Raw genomic sequence first — 14,256 nt, forward strand, 5'->3', positions numbered from 1 at the left:
CGTATAAGAAATACAGCTAAGAGCGAAGAGTAAGAAGTATTTTTTCATATATACCTTATGGTTAAATTAAGCGCTAACCGTTGGTTGATAAGCGATAATGTAAACATAAGTTACAACTAAATCAATGAGTAAAAAATGATAATTCATTGTTGATAAACAGAATTTGAAACTGTAACCCACCCACGCAATCATTCGATTACGCGGGTAAATATATAATGTATGGATAAGTTTTTAATATTAATTTGTTTGCAATTGACGAATGATCTCTGCGGCAACGGCTTGTGCTGAGGCTGGATTTTGACCTGTGATGAGATTTTTATCGACCACTATATAACTTTGCCAATCAGGGCCTTGGCTATAATGTGCCCCTTGATGAGTTAACATATCTTCAAGCAGAAAAGGAACTACATCACTTAATCCAACTGCATTTTCTTCACTGTTGCTAAAGCCGGTGACGTTTTTACCGGTGATAAGTGAACTACCATCAGCGTTTGTCGGTGCTTTTAATGCTGCAGGTCCATGGCAAACAAGCCCTGTAGGTTTATTGTGCTGGTAACTTGATTCAATAATATGTTTTGATGCTAAATCTTGTGATAAATCCCATAATGGTCCATGCCCGCCTGGGTAAAATACAGCATCATAATCGGCAGGATTAATTGTGGATAATAATAATGTATTGGCTAATTGCGTGGTGGCATCAGTATCATTTTTAAAGCGAACAACAGATTCTGTTTGCATCTCTGGTGTATCACTTTTGGGATCAATAGGCACTTGTCTACCTAATGGCGAGGCGAGGGTTACAGTTGCGTTATTATCTTTAAATAGATAATAAGGGACCGTAAATTCATCTAACCAGAGGCCTGTTTTTGCTGTGGTTGTGCCTAAATTTTGATGAGATGTTAATACGATTAAAATATTCATATTGGCTCTTAAACCCCGACTTAAATACATCACATTAATTGAATATGTGCTAATAGCTTAATTAGTTATAGGCTTTAATAATGAGACTCACAAGCATAATCGCAGCTCTTTTTTTCAATATAATATCTAAGAAGTAGGGATGAAAAGAATGGCACAGTGGTCGGAATAATGAGTAAAGCTAGAAAAATGAAAATATTGACGTAATAGATAAACAAAAAGGCCACCGAAGTGACCTTTTTGTGAAAAATGAAAGACTAAAATTAGTCAGCCATTTCAGCGTTGTGGTAAACGTTTTGTACGTCATCACAATCGTTTAGTGCATCTAGGAATTTTTCAAACATTGCAATATCATCACCAGCCAATTCAGTCATTGTCTGTGGAACGAAAGCAATTTCCTCTGAATCAATGATAACGTCAGCCATTGTTGCAGCAAGTGCGTTTTTCACTTTAAAGAATTCAGTGTGTGGAGCATAAACGGTGATCTCGCCATCTTCACAAGTGATGTCAGTAACGTCTACGTCTTCCATCATTAGATTTTCAAGAACAACTTCTTCGTCAGTGCCTTTAAATTCAAACACAGCTTGGTGTTCAAACATGTGACCAACGGTGCCTGGGCTACCGATTTTTGCATTGTTTTTAACGAATGCTTGACGAACGTCCATGAAAGTACGGTTGTTGTTGTCTGTTAGACAGTCAACGATAACCATGCAGTTGCCTGGACCAAAACCTTCATAACGTGCAGTTGAGTAATCTTCACCGCCGCCGCCTTTCGCTTTATCAATTGCTTTTTCGATAACGTGGCTTGGAACCTGATCTTTTTTCGCTTTTTCAATAAGACGGCGAAGTGCTAGGTTGCTATCCGGATCTGGACTACCGTTCTTAGCGCAAACGTAGATTTCTTTACCGTACTTAGAGTAAACCTTGATCTTAGCGCCTTGGGTTTTTGCCATAGACAACTTGCGTACTTCGAACTTTCTTCCCATGAGGAATCACTCTCTTTTACTGTTTTAGACGGTCAATTATGTAAATATTTTACCAGCACCCCTTTATTCTGGCTAGTTAGATCTGTATTTATGCTGGTTAAAGTCGATTTTTTTATTTTTACGTTGAAATAATAAACCACCGAAGAAAAGCGTACCCACGATGGTTATTTTTGAAGCTAAAGATTTCAAATATAGATTAATTTCTCGTAATGTAATAAATCAAAGCAAATAAATCCTATATTTTCTCACAATACAAGAATAGCACTTGTTGTTCGCGCTATAATTGGTTACAAATAATCATCACACAAATTAGAGATAACTGACCTGTGACTCATTCACTCAGTGCTAATGAAAAATTATTGCAAGTGCTGGTTCATATAGCAGCATCAAATGTACCGCTACAAGCACAACAATTAAGTGCCGAAATGGAAATGCCAATAAGTAGCTTATATCGTTATTTGGCATTACTTCGCGATTGGAATTTAATTGAAGAAAATCATGGTTGTAATACCTATAGTGCAGGCCCTGCTGCGCTACAGTTGCAACGTAATTTTGAAATGAATTCACCATTACCTGATGGTGTAAGACCTATTTTAAAACGTTTACAACAACAAACGGGTGAGATGTCGGCTTATATGGTTGCTGTTGGGTTTAATGCCTTATGTGTTGACAGTATTGATAGCCCTTATGCGTTGCGTTGTAGTTATGAAAAAGGTCAAAGTCAGCCATTGATTCGTGGCGCTTCTGCTAAGGTGATTTTGGCCTATTTACCCTTAGCTCGTCAATTAACGATCTTAGAACACTATGATATTACTGAACAAACACAGATTGACACTTGGATTGCTGAGTTAGATCTGATTAAGCAAGATGGCTTTGCTATTAGTACTTCAGAAATTGATGCTGGTGTTTCTGGTGTAAGTGCTCCGGTATTTGTGGGTAATAAGGTTGTTGGTGCGGTTAGCGTTATGGCACCCGCCGAGCGTATAAATAGCCGTAAAAATAAAATCGTAATGAGTGTATTACAAGCTGCAAGAGCATTACCACCACAGCACTAGTGTGTGCTGCTAGTGAATAATAGGGAAGATAGGCGTATGTTAGTTGATCAATTAAAAAAGTTATTTAAAAATGAGCCACAAAAACCGATGCGATGCCATCGCAAGCATACGCTCATCAGCCCTTATATTCAGCAACATCAGCCTGGAATTATGCTTGTTGGCGTAATTTCCGATCTTAGTCTTGATTGGGGGCGAGGTTTACAAGGGGCTAAAGAAGGCCCCGCTAGTATTCGACGTATATTACCGTATACACATGCTCAAACGAAATTACCCTTTTATGATGCGGGCGATATCGAACAAACCACGAGTGATCATAGTTTTGCTGCTGTAAGTCAGAGACAATATCAATTGTTATTGCGTTGTTTGCGTGAGGGGCACTTTCCTGTTGTTCTTGGTGGCGGACATGAGATCTCAATTGCCAGTTACCAAGCATTATCTGATTTTAGTACTGAAATAATGCCAGCCCCAGTTATTATTACTGAAGATCAACAACCACAGTTAATACCACAACGGGTGGGAGTGATCAATTTTGATGCCCATTTTGAGTTAAGACCTTCATTATCATTACGAGCAGGATCTGCATTTCATGCCGCGTGGTGCTATAGCAAAGAACAACAGCGCAGTTTTGATTTTCTTGGTTTAGGTATTTGTGATCACGCAAATTCACAAGCAATGTTTAAACTTGCTGAGGATCTTGGTTGTCAGTGGTTACTTGATAATCAAATGACCACTCGCAATAAAAAGCATGTCCAAGAACAATTAGATAGTTTTATTGATAGTGTTGATTGTATTCAGTTAAGTATTGATCTTGACGTATTTTCATCATCGATAGCACCGGGTGCAAATATGACACGCATGCATGGTGTGAGTTTATCGATGGTTGAATGGGCGATTAAACATATAATGATGAGTGGCAAAGTGAAAATTGTCGATATTGCAGAGTTAAACCCTGAGTATGATTACGAAAATCAAACGGCAAAATTAGCGACTAAGTTAATTCAAACTATTGTTCATTTTGTTTAATACATTTTTAGTAATGGCTAACAACATGAAATTGATACTTTTGTAGACGTAAAGGTTGTTTTTTAATTGTTTTGAACAAATAGCAATACAAGTAGCATTAATTATAGTGTTTTTATAAAAAAAAAGCTTTACAGCTACCGTGATGATAGGTATTATTCGCGGCATTGGAGAGATGGCTGAGCGGTTGAAAGCACTGGTCTTGAAAACCAGCATACGTTTATAGCGTATCTAGGGTTCAAATCCCTATCTCTCCGCCATATTCTAGAAATTTGATTTAATCGAGTTTCATACAGAATTGGAGCGGTAGTTCAGTTGGTTAGAATACCGGCCTGTCACGCCGGGGGTCGCGGGTTCGAGTCCCGTCCGCTCCGCCAACACAACGAAGCCTCGTCAGTAATGACGGGGCTTTTTTGCATCTGGATTTTTAAATCACAAGTAATTTATTGTATTTAGTGATTTTTTTATTTTTTTGATGCGGTGGCTTTACGGCGATTATTCTTGCTAACGTTAAATTCATAATTAAAGTGCTCTGTTTTGCTTTTTAAATAATCAAACAACACATAAAGCATGGTTTTTTGTGACGATTAGTTTCAAAATGTCGAGCTGATTGCATTAGCAAATATTAAGAGTATCACCGCGTGGTTCTCTGTCTATAAGTCCTCAGAGGGAAAAGTTCTTGGATAAGCCCAAAATTATATGTGTAGAAGGTAATATCGGTGCTGGTAAATCGACATTACTCCCTCAATTAGCAGCAGCTTTAAATGCGACGGCCATTTTAGAGCCAGTAGATTCTGATCCTGAATTTCAACATCTATTAGGTGAATTTACTCGCGACCCTTTTAACGTCGATGCACGTAGTCATTTTCAATGTTACATTACTGCACAACGCGCTGAATTATTGAATAATTTAGATCCTCAAGGCGTCTATATTATTGAACGTTCTTTGCTGAGTGATTTAGTCTTTACACATGCTTGTATTGCTAATTACAACAGCACAGCTGAAGATATTGCTAAACATATGGCATGTTATCAGCATTTGATTGGCCAAATTAATCAATATCCTACTATTGATTACTGTATTTATTTAAAGACTGATCCTGAAGTGGCTTATAGCCGTATGCGTCAGCGTGGTCGTGCAGAAGAAATGGGATTAGATCTGGGGTATATCAGTGATATTAATGCCTTTCATGACGCAGTATTGCCACAGGCATGCCGTAAAATGGGCACAACATTAATTAATATTGATTGGAATACACCACTTGCAGTAACTGATTTAGTTCCACAATTGAATGCAGCTGGTTTAGTGATGAACTGATTTTTTGAGTTTGTTATAAAACTAGAGAGGCTACAGTTAATGACTAACTGTAGCCTTTTTTGTGATTAGCTCTTTAGCATCTGCCAATATTTTTGGTAAATATTCACCGCATCACCGATATCATCAGTAAACTCCCCATTGTTGATTTGTGCATCTGTTGGGAAAATCATTGAATCATTTTGTAATTCAGTCGGTAAAAACTGTTTAGCTTGCTTGTTTGGCGCAGGGAATCCTAGCTCTTCAACAATTTTGGCTTGATTTTCAGGTCGCATAAAGAAATCGATAAATTTAAATGCGAGATCTTTGTGCTCGCTACCTTTAGGAACGATAAAGTTATCCATCCATAAAATAGCGCCATCGGTTGGATAAACAAACTTAAGCTCTGGCATCTCTTTTTTTGCCATAAAAGCGTTACCATTCCATTGCATACCAACCATTGCTTCCCCGGTTACATAAGGGACATGAGGCGCATCAGAATTGTAAACCACCACGTTTGAACGTAGTTGACGTAACTTTTCATAAGCTTGTTTAATTTCAGCTTCGTTAGTGCTGTTAATACTGTGGCCTTGGGCCCGTAATGCCATACCGAACACATCTCGAACATCATCAAGTAACATTACTTGTTGTTTGAAATTGGTGTTCCATAAATCTTTCCAGCTGGTTACCTGATCAGATGTGATCACTTCTGCATTGTAGCTAATTCCCGTCACACCCCATACATAAGGTAAAGAGTAATCATTATTAGGATCAAACGGTTGTTTCATTAGGCCAGAATAGATGTCATTTAAGTGCTGCATCTTGCTTTTATCTATTTTTGCAAGCATGCCTTCTCGTGCCATTTTCTCAATAAAATACGTTGAAGCAAATACAACATCATAACCTTTACTATCAAGTAGTTTTAGTTTGGTGTACATCGATTCATTGCTATCAAATGTAGAGTAATTGACGGTGACATCATATTCTTTCTCAAAGGCTTTGATTACGTCTGTTGGCATGTATTCAGCCCAGTTGTAAACGTTAAGCACATCATTTGCTGCCGAAACATTAAATGCTGAAAGTGCGAATGCTAGTGTGGTCACCCCTTTGAATATTTTCTTCATATTATTAATTCCTCATTGACCAGGTAAGTCAGATCTGAGCGCGGATATTAGACAGAAGTTTGTTAGTGTCAAAAACAATCAAGCTAAAACATGAGCTAAGTCACAGTAATAAATTACTTGTGAAGCAATAAAACTCATGACATTATCCGCGCGATTTTTAACCTGTATTTTTTTTGTGGGCAATTGGAATGTCAATCAACAGTCAATATATCGATAGTTACTACCAAGCAACCGTTAATGCATTACCTGAACAACCCCTACTAGATCAAGCAATTGAAGCTGATGTTTGTATTATTGGTGGTGGTATGACGGGATTAAATGCTGCGATTGAATTACGTCAAAAAGGATTCTCTGTGGTGGTACTTGAATCACAACGTTTAGCATGGGGAGGATCTGGACGTAATGGTGGTCAGTGTTTAGTGGGCTATTGCCTAGGATTACGTGAAGTTGATGAAACATACGGGCCAGAGTGGGGTAAACAACTGTGGGATCTTTCTTGTGAAGCCGTTGATATCGCTCGTGATCGCATTGAGAAATTTAATATTGATTGTGACTTTCAACAAGGTTATATCGAATTAGCGTTGAAAAAAAGCCAAGAGACAGAACTAAAATCTTGGCATGATTTAAAACAGAGTCGTTATGATTATCCAAGTGCTAGCTGGTGGGATAAGGATAAAGTTAATCAAGTGGCGCACACGGAACGTTATTTAGGTGGTCTGTATGACTCAAATAGCGCTCATATGCATCCATTGAATTACACCCTAGGTTTAGCACAAGCGGCGTTAAGTTTAGGGGCGACTGTTTTTGAGAATACGCCAGCGGTAAAACTGGATAAAGGTAATCCACATATTATCCATACGCCCAAAGGTCAGGTTAAAGCAAAACAAGTACTATTAGCGTGTAATGCGTACCTTGATGGATTACACCGTAAAGCACAAAGCGTGGTATTACCAGTAGTGTCTTATATTGGCGTTACTGAGCAATTGGGTGATCGTCAACCTATCAGTAATATGATGGCAATGTCAGATTTAAATAATAGTCTCGATTATTACCGTCCAACACCGGACGGTCGTATTTTATTTGGTGGCGTTAATCACCCATTTAATGGCGAATACAGTGATTCAAGTGAGCGTCTACGTCAGCGTATGATCACCGTATTCCCGCAACTTTCCGATGTGAAAATGGAATATCATTGGGGGGGATTATTCGCGGTAACACGTTCTTATATGCCGCAAATTGATCATTTGGGTAATGATATTTATGTGGCTCATGGCTATACCGGTCATGGTGTTGGATTGACTAATATTGCCGGTAAAGTCGTTGCTGAAGCGATGGCTGGTACTGCTGAACGTTTTGATGTGTTTGCTAAAATTAAGCATGGTTGGATTCCAACGCCAGAAGTTTTACGTAAACCTGCATTAGCAATGGCCATTTGGAAAGCACGATTAGAAGATTCATTAACGAAATAATTAAAATTTATTTGCAGTTAGTGATAAAAAAGTAAAAATAATTGCTATATTGAGCGGGTTAATCGTAAATTATTAAACCCTATCAGAGAGAGTATTATGATCGAGCGTCAAGAAACGAAAGCCCGTATGAGTCGTGTTGTTAAGCACAATGGTACTATTTATCTTTGTGGTCAAGTTTGTGCAGATGCAACGAAAGACATTACAGAGCAGACACAAACGATGCTTGATAAAGTTGAACGACTACTAGTACAAGCAGGTAGTGATAAAGAACACATGCTTTCTGCAACTATTTATATTAAAGATATGAGTTTGTTTGCTGAGATGAATGCCGTGTGGGATAACTGGGTACCTGAAGGTTATGCTCCAGCGCGAGCTTGTGTTGAAGCGAGTATGGCACGCGATGCTCTACTGGTTGAAATTTCTGTAATTGCTGCTGAAAAATAAAGTTTATATTTATTCGTCATTATTAAGGTCGACAATATGTCGGCCTTTTTTATGCACAAAGCAGTGATAAAATGTCATAGTAGTATAAATAGTAATCACTTGGTGTGTTTGATTAAATTTTATCTTTACAGTATCTGTTAACCTCGCTATTATGCGCGGCATTGGAGAGATGGCTGAGCGGTTGAAAGCACTGGTCTTGAAAACCAGCATACGTTTATAGCGTATCTAGGGTTCAAATCCCTATCTCTCCGCCATATTCTAGAAGTTTGATATAATCGAGCTTCATACAGAATTGGAGCGGTAGTTCAGTTGGTTAGAATACCGGCCTGTCACGCCGGGGGTCGCGGGTTCGAGTCCCGTCCGCTCCGCCAACACAACGAAGCCTCGTCAGAAATGACGGGGCTTTTTTGCGTGTGTCATTTCAAATAACGATCATCGTAAGCCTTACCACTTCACAATAGAATTCACTCTTGTCAGCGATGTGAGGATGTTTATTAGGATTATTTAAAAATGAGATATGCTATATATTAAAAATAATTATCAATATGAATAATATATATTTTATTTCTATTGATGATTACTATTTCTTATAATTTTGATGAATTTAAGCAGATATTAACTATATTTATTTAGCTATATTTTAGGATGATAATGGTACCTTTTAAAAAAGGTCAAGATTTGAAGGCGTGCAAGTAAGTGATCATGAAAATAATATAATACTAATTCAATTAAAATAATAAATTGAATTAGTATCATTTATAATTATAGCATTAAGCACTATGATGTTTTCTTTTGCCTTCAGTAGTTAAACGAGCATTGCCATGAGAATGAGCACGACGTTTGCCTTTACATGTTTTGATATCACCTTTAGCCATGAGAATAATCCTTTTTAAAATATAAAAATAATGGGAAGAAGGTTTTATTCTAGAACTATTATTATTTAATTCAATATCGCAGAGTGCTGGTTTATAGAATAAGAGTGTAAATATAAAAGGACACTTATGCGATTTCATTGCACAATTAATTAAATATATTGAGATATTTGATTATAAGTTATGAGTTGTTGTGAAATTCAATTATTTTATATTGAATTTTGCTGGTTTTAAGATGATATACTAATTTAATACTATTCTTATGGTATAAGAAATTAACTAAAAAATTATTAAGTATTCGGCATTATTGCCATTTTACTAGTTGTTCGTTATTCCAATTATCATCAATTGTGGCGTATTGTTGCTCTAATATATGACGCTTTATTTTTAATGTTGGTGTTAAAATACCATTATCAATGCTCCATGGTTCTTTAACCATTAGCACCCCTTTAATTTTTTGATGAGATTCAAGCTCGGTGTTTATTTTTTGAATAATTGCTTGGAGTTTTTTCTCATACCGAGACTGATCGAATGGATTATAGTTATGAGCAACGGCTAACAAGATAGGAGCTGACATGCCGGATCCAATTAAACAAACCATCTCAAAATTACCTAAATCCATTAAACGTTTTTCGATAGGGACGGGAGATACAAATTTGCCTTTAGCGGTTTTGAAGGTGTCTTTTTTACGTCCTTGAATCGTTAAATAGCCATCACTGTCTAACTCTCCCATATCGCCAGTGTATAGCCAGCCATCATTATCAAAACTTTCTTGTGTGGCTTGTGAATTATTATAATAGCCACTGAATAAACCTTTACTCCGCACTAAGATTTCTTTATCAGCGGCAATTTTTAATTCAATACCAGGCCCTGCATTACCAACAGTACCTACTTTGTCACTACGATAAGGGTGATTAAGAGTGCTATAGGCAAATGATTCTGTCATTCCCCATGCTTCAGTAATATTGAGGCCAATACTTTCATACCAATGCAATAAACCTGCTGATACCGGAGCGGATCCACAGCCAAGAACACGAGCCTGATCAAGGCCTAATCCTTGCGCTAATTTACGCTTAATCCATGTCGATACGAATGGAATCTTTAACAGTAAATTTAATTTTGCTTGTGGCAGTTTATCTTGTATCCGTTGTTGAAATAAGGTCCATAAGCGGGGCACCGATACAAAAATAGTCGGACGATGCATTTTTACATCATCAATAAAAGTATCGAGAGATTCAGGAAAAGCAACTTGGAGTCCAGACATAATAGAAGAGCCAAAAATATAAACCCGCTCAGTGATATGCGCTAATGGTAAATATGAAAATAAGCGTTCATTTGCATTTAATCCAATATGCTCAATGATTTTTTGTGATGACCATACAAATGCACCGTAAGTTAGCATTGCGCCTTTTGGCAGGCCAGAAGTACCCGATGTGTAAACAATCGACATTAAATCAGTATTATGATGTGCTCGGCGTTCAGAGGTTGGTAAGTATTGCTCAATGAGCTCATCGAATTGATATTGGCATATTGGTATACCTGAGTAAGAAAAGGCAATCGTTGGTAATTGCGTATGGTGGGTAAGAACTTCGTTGATCGCTATTGGACTGTCCAGCTTACCGATAATAATTAACTTCGCATCACTATGATCAATACAATGGGTGATCGTTTCAGTTCCTGCAGTAGGAAATATTGGCACACTGACATAACCACCGAGCATCATTGCTAAATCACAAATAAACCATTCAGCACAATTTTTGGAGATCAGTGCAATACGTTCACCTGGTTGAAGGCCTAATTGTTGAAATGCCGTTACTAATCGTTGAGCTTTATCTGCAACACTCGCATAGGTGTAATTAACAAATTGGCGATTGATAATTTGCTTTAAATAAACTTCGTTAGGCCGCTCATTGGCCCATTTGATGATCATATCAGCGGGTGTTTGCAGTTGAGTCATAAGTACTCCGTTATCGAAATGGATTATAAATAACTCAATGTTATTATTATGTTAAATTTAAGCCGCAATATTCAATATAGTCAAGTATGCCTCTGTGCGTTAGTTTGTGGTTTTTATAAGGTAATGATGATATTTTTTATTTAAGCTATTGATCTATGGTAAATACTATTTGGCAGCGAGTCTGAAATAGTTGTCGATGAACTTACTCAATTTAGCTAAGGTTGATAAATTGAGTAAGGATAAAAAGACAATAGCAATAATAATTAAGCGGAAATATAACCCTGTGCTTGGGAATATAACTGTTGGTATTGTGCTGTCTTGTGATCTTGTATCTGGCAAATAGATAATAAATCATCAATAAAATAGCCTACCGCTCGCCACTCAATAGTTGCAATTTTCTGTTGTTGTTCAAGCGATAAATCATCATAAATAGACGCGGCCCCAAAATCACCGACTAAAATATTCGCTTTATCGTTAACCAAAACGTTATGTGCGTAAATATCACCATGAGCGACACCTTGTGCCTGCATATGGTTAATCACAGCTGTCATTTGTTTAACAATCGTCTGTATTGCTGCAATTGACAGTGTAAATTCAGTTGGAAATGTATCTCGTGTGCAAGTTGTTAATGTAGGTGGTAAGCCAAGGTTATGATAATCAGATGGAATTAATGCCATGACTAATGCGAGATAATGAGGTTCATCAACTTGTGCTAATGAAGCAACTAGGTTTGGATGTGCCCCTGTTTTTAAACACGCATTTAATTCATCTTGTGGATAACCATCAGAGGTGACTTGGCCTTTAAAAACTTTAACCGCAATATCGCTATCAAGTTGATGTGGATTAGATCGCCATTGAGCTAAAGAGATCACCCCAGATGCTCCTTGGCCTAATACTTTATCAAGTTGATAATCACTTGAAGCGACATAAGGCAGTGAATTATTCACATATTGATTACGATTAAAATGATTACCAGAAAAAGCAAGCCAAGCTAATTTAGGTAAATTTAATAATTGATCTGGAAATGCAGTTAATGTATTTGCTGATAAGCGAATTAATTGTAAGTTAACTAACTTATCCATAGAAAGAGGTAACGTAGTAAGAGCATTACCTGCTAATGCCAGTTTTTGTAAATGAATACAATTGCCGAGAGCTTCAGGAAGTGTTGCTATTTTATTATCAGTTAATATCAGCCAGCGTAACTTTTTAGGTAGTGATCTGGCGTCAACGGTGGTGATTTGATTAGATTTAAAACCGATCATTTCAAGATTAGGGCAAGCACCTAAAACTGTTGGTAATTCAGTAAAACAATTATTGGAAATAAAAATAATGCGTAATTTAGTCAGTTGGCTAAAATTATCAGGTAACTGACTTAATTGGTTGTTGGTCAGATCTAATACTTCTAAGCTACTTGCGAGCGTTAGAATCTCTTCGGGAAAGTGAGTCAGTTGTTCACTTAAAGCTAAATGTGTAATGCCTTCAAGTTGGCCGGAGCGTAATTGTTCTAACGTATGCAAAATGGTCTCATTTTTAAATAAGTATAAATTATAATAGCTATTGTAAAGATTTTAACGAGTTAGATCACGATGACTGTACAAGTTTACGATTTCATTAAAATATGACTATAAATTGATGGTTGTTTAATCAATAATTCAAGTAAACTAGTATCGTCTAGCCAGAGATTATGATTGGTTATCGAGGAATTATCGCAATGTTATGCGTATAGAAAAATTATCATTGAGGGCCGTGTGCTGAAGAACGTTATTTGTCCAGTAATGCTAGTGTTAACATCAATCAGTTGCGCTCGTGCAGAATCATTACATATACCATCATCAACTTATGCGTTATATCCACCAACAGGTAGCCGTACTGTCAGTGATGTCATGAACCGTTATTCGCCTTTTGTTGAGCCTCGATTAAAACGCTATTTTGATAATGTTGGATTAAGCTATCCGCCTAAAAATATTGCTTTATTTGCGATGAAAAAAGAGCAAAGTGTTGAGCTGTGGGCGAAAGAAAAGAATAAATGGTCTTATGTAAAACGTTACGATATACAAAAAATGAGTGGGCATACCGGACCTAAAATGCGTGAGGGTGATAAACAAGTCCCTGAAGGCATTTACCAAGTGTCATTGCTAAACCCAAATAGTCGTTATCATTTATCAATGAAGCTTAATTATCCGAATGCGTTTGATCAAAAATATGCGCAATTAGAAGGACGAACTTCACCTGGGAGTAATATTTTTATTCATGGGAAACAAGCGTCGGTTGGATGTTTAGCGATGGGGGATTATGCGATTGAGGAACTATTTTTATTAGCCGAACGTACAGGGATTTCTAATATAGAAGTATTAATTAGCCCTCACGATCCAAGAAAAGGTCGATTACTTGCCGCTAATACGCAACCTTATTGGACTAAAATTTTATATCGTGACATTGAACAACATGCGAGAAAATTTAATCGTTAATAATGTGGGTTAACCCTAGTTAAGCGAAAAACATTTTGTAATACTACAGCGAACCAATATTCTTGACTCGATTATTCGGTGTTAAGAGTATTATCGTTGCATAAAATGATTAGAACAGAGCCAACGCATTATGCCCAAGCGTAGTAAAGAAGACACAGAGATCACCATTCAGACCATTATGGATGCAGTGATTGAGCAAATACTGACCTTAGGTTATGACAAAATGTCGTATACCACTTTGAGTAATCAAACAGGTATATCAAGAACCGGTATTAGTCACCACTTCCCTAAAAAGCAAGATTTTGCTCATGCACTTGATGGACGTATCTATCATCTCTTTGTTGATAAGTTGGATCTAACTGGTGATTTGCAGGTCTTTGCAACAAGCTGGTCTGCCGCATTAGAAGATGAAAAGTTTCGTGCTATTTTACGATTGTTATTTCATCATATTTCTTCAGCTGAAACATCACATGAATTTGCCCATCATGGCATTGAACGTTTATTTACACTTTGTGAACAACGTTATGGTAAACAAAGTATTAGTGAACTAGAGTGTTTATTAGGACGCTCATTAATTCGTTTAGCACGTTAGTTATTACTTATTAAATAACTGTGATTTTTTGATTAAATATTAATAGCCCACATTTTT

13 protein-coding genes and 4 tRNA genes are annotated in these 14,256 nt (G+C 37.1%); 11 read left to right on the plus strand and 6 right to left on the minus strand.

Features of this window, described 5'->3' with window-relative positions; translation table 11 throughout:
• Window positions 1-237: 237 nt before the first annotated feature.
• Together OC457_RS17815 and OC457_RS17820 are read right to left on the minus strand one after the other, a co-directional pair.
• A complete protein-coding gene (locus OC457_RS17815; protein WP_080175559.1) occupies window positions 238-921 on the minus strand; it encodes a type 1 glutamine amidotransferase domain-containing protein in 684 nt (227 codons plus the stop codon).
• 260 nt (window positions 922-1,181) lie between these two features.
• Entirely contained in the window at window positions 1,182-1,904 is a 723-nt protein-coding gene (locus OC457_RS17820) for a YebC/PmpR family DNA-binding transcriptional regulator (protein ID WP_080155491.1), read from the minus strand.
• Window positions 1,905-2,230: 326 nt separating this feature from the next.
• Here OC457_RS17820 and OC457_RS17825 point away from each other — a divergent pair, with 326 nt between their 5' ends.
• From OC457_RS17825 to OC457_RS17845, 5 genes are all read left to right on the plus strand, one after another.
• A complete protein-coding gene (locus OC457_RS17825) occupies window positions 2,231-2,959 on the plus strand; it encodes an IclR family transcriptional regulator (protein WP_080175560.1) in 729 nt (242 codons plus the stop codon).
• A gap of 36 nt (window positions 2,960-2,995) precedes the next feature.
• Window positions 2,996-3,982 (plus strand): formimidoylglutamase, encoded by a 987-nt coding sequence (locus tag OC457_RS17830; protein WP_080175561.1) that lies wholly within the window; start codon window positions 2,996-2,998, stop codon window positions 3,980-3,982.
• Window positions 3,983-4,148: 166 nt separating this feature from the next.
• Window positions 4,149-4,239 (plus strand) — tRNA-Ser (locus OC457_RS17835).
• Between the two features lie 40 nt (window positions 4,240-4,279).
• Window positions 4,280-4,356 (plus strand) — tRNA-Asp (locus tag OC457_RS17840).
• A 302-nt stretch (window positions 4,357-4,658) separates the two neighbouring features.
• Entirely contained in the window at window positions 4,659-5,297 is a 639-nt protein-coding gene (locus OC457_RS17845) for a deoxynucleoside kinase (RefSeq protein WP_159447864.1), read from the plus strand.
• Window positions 5,298-5,362: 65 nt separating this feature from the next.
• On the opposite strand, the gene OC457_RS17850 is transcribed toward OC457_RS17845, so the two are convergent.
• Entirely contained in the window at window positions 5,363-6,397 is a 1,035-nt protein-coding gene (locus tag OC457_RS17850) for an ABC transporter substrate-binding protein (RefSeq protein WP_080175563.1), read from the minus strand.
• Window positions 6,398-6,585: 188 nt separating this feature from the next.
• On the opposite strand from OC457_RS17850, the gene OC457_RS17855 reads away from it, so the two are divergent.
• From OC457_RS17855 to OC457_RS17870, 4 genes are all read left to right on the plus strand, one after another.
• Window positions 6,586-7,866 carry an NAD(P)/FAD-dependent oxidoreductase gene (locus tag OC457_RS17855; protein ID WP_080175564.1) on the plus strand — a complete coding sequence of 427 codons (1,281 nt, stop codon included), beginning with the start codon at window positions 6,586-6,588 and terminating at the stop codon, window positions 7,864-7,866.
• A 96-nt stretch (window positions 7,867-7,962) separates the two neighbouring features.
• A complete protein-coding gene (locus tag OC457_RS17860) occupies window positions 7,963-8,310 on the plus strand; it encodes a RidA family protein (RefSeq protein WP_080175565.1) in 348 nt (115 codons plus the stop codon).
• A gap of 163 nt (window positions 8,311-8,473) precedes the next feature.
• A tRNA-Ser gene (locus tag OC457_RS17865) sits at window positions 8,474-8,564 on the plus strand.
• 40 nt (window positions 8,565-8,604) lie between these two features.
• Window positions 8,605-8,681: transfer RNA gene (locus OC457_RS17870), tRNA-Asp, on the plus strand.
• Between the two features lie 399 nt (window positions 8,682-9,080).
• On the opposite strand, the gene OC457_RS17875 is transcribed toward OC457_RS17870, so the two are convergent.
• The 3 genes from OC457_RS17875 to OC457_RS17885 all read right to left on the minus strand — a co-directional run bounded on the left by OC457_RS17875 (window position 9,081) and on the right by OC457_RS17885 (window position 12,656).
• Complete coding sequence (locus OC457_RS17875; RefSeq protein WP_080175566.1) at window positions 9,081-9,185, minus strand: 30S ribosomal protein THX; 105 nt, start codon at window positions 9,183-9,185, stop codon at window positions 9,081-9,083.
• A gap of 301 nt (window positions 9,186-9,486) precedes the next feature.
• Window positions 9,487-11,112, minus strand: coding sequence for an AMP-binding protein (locus tag OC457_RS17880; RefSeq protein ID WP_210436100.1), 1,626 nt, complete (start codon window positions 11,110-11,112; stop codon window positions 9,487-9,489).
• A 290-nt stretch (window positions 11,113-11,402) separates the two neighbouring features.
• On the minus strand, window positions 11,403-12,656 hold the full coding sequence (locus tag OC457_RS17885; RefSeq protein WP_080175568.1) for a leucine-rich repeat-containing protein kinase family protein: 1,254 nt from the start codon (window positions 12,654-12,656) through the stop codon (window positions 11,403-11,405).
• 231 nt (window positions 12,657-12,887) lie between these two features.
• Between OC457_RS17885 and OC457_RS17890 the strand changes: the two genes are divergently transcribed.
• A complete protein-coding gene (locus OC457_RS17890) occupies window positions 12,888-13,607 on the plus strand; it encodes a L,D-transpeptidase family protein (RefSeq protein WP_080175569.1) in 720 nt (239 codons plus the stop codon).
• 130 nt (window positions 13,608-13,737) lie between these two features.
• Window positions 13,738-14,199, plus strand: coding sequence for a TetR family transcriptional regulator (locus OC457_RS17895; protein WP_080175570.1), 462 nt, complete (start codon window positions 13,738-13,740; stop codon window positions 14,197-14,199).
• Window positions 14,200-14,256 lie beyond the last annotated feature (57 nt).

The sequence above is a fragment of the Photobacterium toruni genome (assembly GCF_024529955.1).
Lineage (GTDB): Bacteria > Pseudomonadota > Gammaproteobacteria > Enterobacterales > Vibrionaceae > Photobacterium > Photobacterium toruni.

Coding starts and splice junctions, on each gene's coding strand:
- OC457_RS17815 (WP_080175559.1), bottom strand. CDS start 921: ATGAATATTTTAATCGTATTAACATCTCATCAAAATTTAGGCACAACC.
- OC457_RS17820 (WP_080155491.1), bottom strand. CDS start 1,904: ATGGGAAGAAAGTTCGAAGTACGCAAGTTGTCTATGGCAAAAACCCAA.
- OC457_RS17830 (WP_080175561.1), top strand. CDS start 2,996: ATGTTAGTTGATCAATTAAAAAAGTTATTTAAAAATGAGCCACAAAAA.
- OC457_RS17850 (WP_080175563.1), bottom strand. CDS start 6,397: ATGAAGAAAATATTCAAAGGGGTGACCACACTAGCATTCGCACTTTCA.
- OC457_RS17855 (WP_080175564.1), top strand. CDS start 6,586: ATGTCAATCAACAGTCAATATATCGATAGTTACTACCAAGCAACCGTT.
- OC457_RS17860 (WP_080175565.1), top strand. CDS start 7,963: ATGATCGAGCGTCAAGAAACGAAAGCCCGTATGAGTCGTGTTGTTAAG.
- OC457_RS17875 (WP_080175566.1), bottom strand. CDS start 9,185: ATGGCTAAAGGTGATATCAAAACATGTAAAGGCAAACGTCGTGCTCAT.
- OC457_RS17880 (WP_210436100.1), bottom strand. CDS start 11,112: ATGATCATCAAATGGGCCAATGAGCGGCCTAACGAAGTTTATTTAAAG.
- OC457_RS17895 (WP_080175570.1), top strand. CDS start 13,738: ATGCCCAAGCGTAGTAAAGAAGACACAGAGATCACCATTCAGACCATT.